This window comes from Candidatus Villigracilis sp., from assembly GCF_057083605.1.
Genome location: NZ_JBXMTI010000078.1, coordinates 22,146 through 28,909 on the forward strand (window position 1 = coordinate 22,146; position 6,764 = coordinate 28,909).

At 48.1% G+C, this 6,764-nt stretch carries 6 protein-coding genes; 5 read left to right on the top strand and 1 reads right to left on the bottom strand.

Annotated elements, in window-relative coordinates:
- Positions 1 to 44 precede the first annotated feature (44 nt).
- The 4 genes from AC14M5_RS12030 (at position 45) to AC14M5_RS12045 (ending at position 3,475) form a co-directional block, all read left to right on the top strand.
- Positions 45 to 1,160 (top strand): DUF7544 domain-containing protein, encoded by a 1,116-nt coding sequence (locus AC14M5_RS12030; RefSeq protein ID WP_484029908.1) that lies wholly within the window; start codon positions 45 to 47, stop codon positions 1,158 to 1,160.
- A gap of 182 nt (positions 1,161 to 1,342) precedes the next feature.
- Positions 1,343 to 1,933, top strand: coding sequence for a transposase (locus AC14M5_RS12035; RefSeq protein ID WP_484029909.1), 591 nt, complete (start codon positions 1,343 to 1,345; stop codon positions 1,931 to 1,933).
- A 173-nt stretch (positions 1,934 to 2,106) separates the two neighbouring features.
- Complete coding sequence (locus AC14M5_RS12040) at positions 2,107 to 2,868, top strand: alpha/beta hydrolase (protein ID WP_484029910.1); 762 nt, start codon at positions 2,107 to 2,109, stop codon at positions 2,866 to 2,868.
- Between the two features lie 7 nt (positions 2,869 to 2,875).
- Entirely contained in the window at positions 2,876 to 3,475 is a 600-nt protein-coding gene (locus tag AC14M5_RS12045; protein WP_484029911.1) for a hypothetical protein, read from the top strand.
- 251 nt (positions 3,476 to 3,726) lie between these two features.
- On the opposite strand, the gene AC14M5_RS12050 is transcribed toward AC14M5_RS12045, so the two are convergent.
- Positions 3,727 to 5,673, bottom strand: coding sequence for an ABC transporter ATP-binding protein (locus tag AC14M5_RS12050; protein ID WP_484029912.1), 1,947 nt, complete (start codon positions 5,671 to 5,673; stop codon positions 3,727 to 3,729).
- Between the two features lie 228 nt (positions 5,674 to 5,901).
- Here AC14M5_RS12050 and AC14M5_RS12055 point away from each other — a divergent pair, with 228 nt between their 5' ends.
- A complete protein-coding gene (locus AC14M5_RS12055) occupies positions 5,902 to 6,627 on the top strand; it encodes a TIGR02391 family protein (protein ID WP_484029913.1) in 726 nt (241 codons plus the stop codon).
- Positions 6,628 to 6,764: the final 137 nt, after the last annotated feature.

Sequence of the window (6,764 nt, forward strand, 5' to 3'; positions counted from 1 at the left end):
TCAGATAAGAACGATAAAACGAAAACAAAGGAAAGAAGGAAAAAATGGATCCCATCAAAATTTTAAGACGTGCCTGGTATATCCTGTGGAGTTATCGAGCCTTATGGGTCTTTGGTTTGATCCTGGCTCTGGCAGGAGCAGGCTCCTCTGGAAATAGTGGTTCGAATAACGGAGTCCAATACGAAAGGGACTCACAGAACAGCCAGCAGCCTCTCCCCGAAGATATGCGTGAGTCCTTCCAACAGGCTGGAGAGGAAATGCAGAAGTTGTTCAATGAAGGGTTGAGCGAGGCTGGAATCCCAAAGGATGATATGTCTACGTTGATCTGGATCGCGGTCATCTTTATCGTGTTTACTCTGGCATTGGGGATTGCCGTAGCCATTGCGCGATATGTGGCTGAGACTGCGGTCATCCGCATGGTGGATGAATATGAAAATAGCGGCTCAAAGATGACCGTCCGTGAGGGCTTCCGTATAGGCTGGTCGCGCACCTCGTGGCGATTGTTCCTGATCAACCTGCTGGTGAACCTGCCGCTATTTCTGGTGATGCTTGCTCTCCTTGTGCTTGGGATCGTGATCTTAGTATCGGTCTCCAGTAATAATGGGCCAGCTACTTTAGTCGGTGTTTTCGGCTCGATAGGCATTCTGTTCCTGATCATCTTTGCAGTCGTCATCTTGAGCATATTCCTGCACCTGCTGCGGAACTTCTTCTGGCGGGCCTGTGCGCTGGAGAACCTCGGTGTGGGTGAATCGCTGCGGCGCGGTTTCCAGATGGCGCGTGAGAATTGGAAGAACGTGGGAATCATGTGGCTGGTGATGATCGGGCTCGGAATCGCATGGGCGTTTGTGTCCATCATTGCCATCATCGTGATCCTGCCGGTAGTCGCAGTCACGGGTCTGATCGGCGTCATCGTAGCGGGCATCCCTGCCCTGCTCGCGGGCGGACTCACCAGCATTTTCCTGAACGGATGGTTGCCGTGGGCTGTCGGCGTCCTCTTCGCGCTTCCACTGTTCTTTGTGGTTGCTTTCTCTCCCTGGCTTTTACTTGGCAGTTGGCAAACGGTCTTCGCCTCCACCGTGTGGACTCTAGTCTACCGTGAATTGAAAGCCTTACCTGTGCTGACGAACGGAGACGCGTCCGCACTACCCCCGGCGAGTTAATTTGAACTCGACTTGAAGTAACAAGGGCAACCCTATTGGGTCGCCCTTGTTTTGTTATAAATCTGAAAAAGACCTGACATGTCTTATCAATACCGTTGTTCGTCGGAACGTTTGCGCGGACACAGATCAAAGTTAGTCAAGGATTCAAGGAGACATGTCAGGTCTGGACTTATAATTAACCCATGCCTACCAACCCCACTCCACTCACTTTTGGAAATTTCTATCATATCTTCAATCGCGGGAACAACCATGAAAATATCTTTCTTCAAGAGCGAAATTATGCCTATTTCATGGAACTCTGGTGGAAACATACCTCCCAGATTGCAGAGACATACGCATATTGTCTTTTAAAAAACCATTTTCACGCAAGTGTTTACATAAAAGATGAAGCAGACCTGGCAGGTCTTAACAAGATAAAAGAACCAAGCCAATATTTCTCGAATTTCTTCAATGCTTATACGCGCGGAGTTAACAATGCAACTGGCAGAAGAGGAGCGTTATTCGAGCGTCCCTTCGAGCGGATTCCTGTGACTAATGAAAGATATTTCATGCAATTGATCGTTTACATCCACCAGAACCCGCAAAAACATAAGTTCGTAGAAAATTTTCGAGATTGGAATTATTCGTCATATCATGAATTGACCGGCGATGTTCTCACCCGTTTACAAAGAGACAAAATGATGGAATTGTTCGGAAGCAAAGATGATTTCATCCGAATCCACCAGGAGATTCAACCATTAACCGATTTTGACGATGAGGAAGATACTGGTTAAGACCTGACATGTCTCTACGAGACCCTGTCTAACCATGACCCACATCCGCGCAAGCGTTATAACGGATGGCCGCGCGGATGAGACATGTCAGGTCTGTGAATACCTCACCCCGCGAGCGCGTGCCTATGCAAGATTTCGTTCTTACCTGAATGCTATAATCCTTGATAACCATTATGGCTGATTTTCGCAAGATCATTCGAATTATCTGGATCACTTTCGGCATGTTGTTTCTCGTTTGGATGCTGAATTCCTTTCGCGCCCAGGGCTTTGATAAGGTCATTCTTGAAAGTGATGACAAGGTCGCAGTTGAAGAGACGAAACGATTCCTTCACTTTCAACCAAACGACAACGAACAACTTACAGGTTTTATTTTCTTCCCTGGCGGAATGGTCGCACCTGATGCGTATGCTCCCATGTCCAGGGCGATAGCGGAGCAGGGATTTAATGTTTTCATTGCCAAACTTCCGTTTGGGTCAACGCCGCTTGACTCGCAAGAGACCAGCGTTATGGAACAGGCACTTGAAATCATTGACTCTAACGAATCGATCCAATATTGGGTCGTGGGCGGACATTCACGCGGTGCGGCAATCGCCTCACGATTTGCCTTCTTGCATGGAGAAACTTTAGATGGACTCATCCTGATTGGGACATCACATCCCAAAGAAGAAGCGTTCGATCTGTCGAATACGACCCTGAATGTGACAAAAATTTATGCTTCCAATGATGGCCTGGCCAGTGTGGAAGAAGTGGAAGCGAATGCAATTTACTTGCCAGAGGATACGACTTGGATATTGATTGATGGCGGGAACCATTCACAATTTGGCTACTATGGCTCTCAATTGGGAGATAGCGCGGCAACGATTAGCCGTGAACAGCAACAAAGACTAACTATTGATGCAATTCTATTCACCTTGAAAAATATTCAGGAAGAATAAATGTGATATGACAAAGACATTGACGATCATGATGAGCAGTTTATTTGGATTGTTGATGTTAACTGCCTGCAATTCTACCAGTGGACCAGTGGTTCCCACGACTGCTCCTTCAGCAACTCCACAGGCGGTTGTGAATAAGGACTTGCCCACACCCGTGTCCCCCGGATACATGATTGTTCATGAAGATCTCCAGGTGATGATGCAGGAGGCCGAGATCACAACCAGCTATCTAACGGAATACGATTCCAATCGAGAACCTCCTGCTGGTAAAGAAATTATCTGGATCCATATCCTGCTTAAGAATATTGGTCAGAGTCAGCGGAATTTACCAGCGCCCGAACATTTCAGCGTGCTTAACGGAAGTACCGAGTTCAAAGCAATTTATGGGCATCGAAAAGATTATGTTGATTACCTGTCTTTGACGCCAATCCTGGTTCAGGGACAGGATGCTGATGCCTGGCTGCGCTTTGATATTCCTGCTGGCCTGGAACTGGACGACCTGATCTTTGCTTTTCTCCCTGAAAGTTCACAGATAAGCGTTGACTTTTCCTCCACTGATTATCCCTGGGGCGATCATCCGATCTACTTGTGGAGTTGTGCGAAATAAAGCATGACTGAGGAATATTAAGGGATAGGCGGGGCTACACCCTCTCAATTCGAAATTGCGTTTCATACAATTGACTATATAACCTGCCCATGGCGAGTAACTCATCATGGGTTCCTCACTCAACGATCTTCCCTCTATCCACCACCAAAGCAAAGACCTGACATGTCTCATCAGAACCGCTGTCAACCATAACTATTGCGTGGACGTGGGTTCTGATTAATCATCTCTTCGCGGAGACATGTCAGGTCTATCTAAACTTTTTCGCGATTGAACTGCGTTTCATATAACTGACTATACAGTCCGCCCGTCGCGAGTAACTCATCATGAGTCCCTCTTTCCACGATCTTCCCTCTGTCCATCACTAAAATCAAATCAGCGGCTAGGATCGTGCTCAATCTGTGCGCGATCACAATGGATGTTCTCCCAGCCATGACTCGTTTCAACGCATCCTGGATCAACGCTTCAGATTCGCTATCCAGTGAACTGGTGGCTTCATCCAAAACCAGAATGCGCGGGTTCTTCAAGATAACTCTCGCGAGGGCCACCCGTTGTTTTTCGCCGCCGCTCAGGCGATAGCCGCGTTCACCGACAATAGTGTCGTAGGTGTCGGGCAGGCCCATCACAAAGTCGTGGATGTTGGCGGCGCGCGCGGCGGATTCGATCTCGGTTTGCGTGGCGTCCATTTTCGCGTACGTCAGATTCGTGCGGATGGTATCGTGGAAGAGATGCGTCTCCTGCGTCACCATGCCGATCGCGGCAGCCAGCGAAGCGAGGGTCAGGTCTTTCACATCGCGCCCGTCAATGCGAATGACTCCGCTGGTGGGGTCATACAACCTCGGGATGAGATAGGTCAGCGTGGTTTTGCCAGCGCCGGATGGGCCGACTAATGCGATCAACTTTCCGGGTGCAGCGGTAAAGGAGATTCCCTCCAAAGCGACTTCGCGTGCTTGGGATGTCGCCTCAGACTCCCCGTTGCCTGATGCGGACCCTTCATCTTTTTTCTTCCCGTTGCTTTTCCCTGCCAATGACAGGACCGCGCCTACGTCTTCCATCTTTCCATAGCGTTTGACATCCTTCAACAACAAGGCTGCATCGATATGATAATTGAACGAGACGTTATCAAATTCAAGCTCGCCCTGTGCGTCCTGCAAAACGATCGCATCTTCTTTTTCAACAATATCGTGTGGAAGATCGATCAGCTCAAACACGCGCTCGAAACTGACCATCGAAGTTGAAAACTCAACGGGCGCGCCTGCCAGACCTTGCAGTGTGCCATATAAATTTCCCAAATAAGAACCGAAGGCCACGATGGTGCCAACCGTGAATGAGCCTTGAATGACATACCAGCCACCGAGGCCGTAAACGAGCGCCGTGCCCACCGCGGTGATGAGCCCAAAGATGACGAAGAACGAGGAGCCGACCACTGCGCGGCGGATGCCGATATCGCGCACGCCCGCGGCACGCTCACGGAAACGCCCTTCCTCTTCGCGGGCGCGGCCAAACAACTTGACCAGCAACGCGCCGCCGATGTTGAGAGTCTCGTTCATGTGCGCATTCATCTGCGCATTCACGTCCATGGCCTTGCGCGCAATATCGCGCAGGACAAGACCCAGTCTCTGCGCGGCAATGATGAACAACGGCAGGATCAGGATGCTAATGATGGTCAGGCGCCATTCGAGAGTGAGCATGACCGCCAATAACGCAATGGCCTCCACCAGATTCGTAACGATGTTGACGATGGTATTGCTGATGGCGTTCTGCGCGCCGACCACATCGTTGTTGAGGCGGCTCATCAACTCGCCAGATTTTGTATTCGTAAAAAATCGCAATGACATGCGCTGTAATCGGGCGAACAGAGTCGAACGCAGGTCATAAATCACGCCTTCGCCGACTGTCGCATTCAAGCGCCGTTGGATGACATTGATTCCTCCAGTGAGCGCGGGGATCATCAGCAACGACAAACCTAAAAGGACAAGTCCGTTTACATCCTTGGCAGGGATGACTACGTCGATCATATTGCGGAAAATGAGCGGCGTGAGCAGGGACAAGCCCGTGGTTAGCAGGATCGTGACCAGCATTCCCGCAATATGCCACCAGTATCCGCGCGCATAAGTAAGGACTCGCAACAATAATTGACGAGTAACCTTGGGCTTCTCGTCTCCTGAACGCATGTACTGAAACCAACCGCTGTAGTGCATGTTTTGTAGTCTCCTGGTTGAATAGTCAAGTAGTTGAGTAATGCAAGATGTAGGGACACAGCGAGACGGTTGAAGGTCAGACCCGTAAGACTCTTCGCTGTGTCCCTACGTAATCATCCGACTATAAGACTATCCGATTAATCACGCAACTGGATGAATGGGGAGGTTAATGAAAGTCTGATGGGGAGGCGGAGGGTATAATTTGACAGAGAATAATAGGAGTTTCTAATGCTAAAAGATTATGTTGCCATAAACCGAATAATCGGGAAACTGTTAATGAAATATAGTGACGCCTATTTCGCTGATTTGAATGATGATAAAAATGTTTTAGGGGTTGTGAGCAATTATATTGTAGATGAGTTGAAGGAAGTAAAAAGATTATGGCCACAAAATCTTCCAACCCAAGATCTTGATTATATGATATTGCATATGCATGAGGCCGGAGATGATTGGAGCCCACCAACATTTAACAATTTAATTGAGTTTTTAGGCCAGTCGGTAGTACTATTAAATGATCATATGTCAAATAGCCCTCAAATTCATGGGGAAGAAGATATAGTTAATTTTCTTCACCCCCTAGTACTAAAAAGTTCATATCGACAATTTACTCAGGGAAATTATCGAGACGCTGTCTTGAACGCTTTAATTGGAGTTTTTGACTTATTGCGTGAAAGAACTGGTCTTGACTTGGATGGCTCTGCGTTAGCACAGACAGCTTATTCTTTGGGTTCGGCTAAATTAATTGTTTCTACTTTGCGCACTGAGACTGGAAAAAATGAACAAATTGGATTTATGGAACTTTTGAAAGGGGCATACTCCAGTATTCGTAACCCCAAAGCTCATTCGCTACTGATAAATCCAGATAGATTGGTGGCTGCGCAAAACTTGGTATTTGCCAGCCTTCTTGCAAGAAGAATAGAAGAATCAAAGACTCCTTCTGAAGACCGCCCATAGTAGCAGAGGGAAATGTGCTAAGTGAAATAAACACCAGGTGACAGTCACTTCCAAAGTGACTGTCACCTTTTGGTTATATCCGCAACTGGATGTATGGGGAGGTTAATGCAAGTCTGATGCACAGGAAGGGATGAGAG

What these genes read in the sequence shown, in the direction of transcription:
- AC14M5_RS12045 (WP_484029911.1), top strand. Translation starts at nt 2,876, where the DNA reads ATGACAAAGACATTGACGATCATGATGAGCAGTTTATTTGGATTGTTG.
- AC14M5_RS12055 (WP_484029913.1), top strand. Translation starts at nt 5,902, where the DNA reads ATGCTAAAAGATTATGTTGCCATAAACCGAATAATCGGGAAACTGTTA.
- AC14M5_RS12040 (WP_484029910.1), top strand. Translation starts at nt 2,107, where the DNA reads ATGGCTGATTTTCGCAAGATCATTCGAATTATCTGGATCACTTTCGGC.
- AC14M5_RS12050 (WP_484029912.1), bottom strand. Translation starts at nt 5,673, where the DNA reads ATGCACTACAGCGGTTGGTTTCAGTACATGCGTTCAGGAGACGAGAAG.
- AC14M5_RS12035 (WP_484029909.1), top strand. Translation starts at nt 1,343, where the DNA reads ATGCCTACCAACCCCACTCCACTCACTTTTGGAAATTTCTATCATATC.
- AC14M5_RS12030 (WP_484029908.1), top strand. Translation starts at nt 45, where the DNA reads ATGGATCCCATCAAAATTTTAAGACGTGCCTGGTATATCCTGTGGAGT.